Origin of the sequence: Roseovarius sp. A46 (assembly GCF_004126395.1) — a bacterium.
Classification (GTDB): domain Bacteria; phylum Pseudomonadota; class Alphaproteobacteria; order Rhodobacterales; family Rhodobacteraceae; genus Roseovarius; species Roseovarius nitratireducens.
In genome coordinates this window covers 1-257 of record NZ_PVWS01000104.1, presented here as the reverse complement: position 1 = coordinate 257, position 257 = coordinate 1, and the positions used below count along the sequence as shown (strand labels likewise).

Annotated in this window: 1 pseudogene; it reads left to right on the top strand. The window is 54.9% G+C overall.

From position 1 onward, the window contains the following. Positions 1-127: pseudogene (locus C6W92_RS17530) on the top strand (IS481 family transposase); the annotation flags it as partial. Between the last annotated feature and the right edge of the window lie 130 nt (positions 128-257).

Here is a 257-nt window from a genome sequence, read left to right as displayed (position 1 = left end):
TTTCGCCCGGCGCCTCAAGACCCTCGGTGGCCTCACGCCATACGAATACATCTGCAAGGTCTGGATTTCAGAGCCGGATCGTTTCATCCTCGACCCGATCCACCAGATGCCGGGACTGAACACCTAGCCTAGAGAGATTTGAGATGACGACCGAGAACAAGGCGGTGTTCACCACTGGCAGCATTATGCGTCACGTGTCGGTTTCATCTTTTACGGCGAGCATCGGCCTGATGGCGATTTATGCGGTCGATCTGATA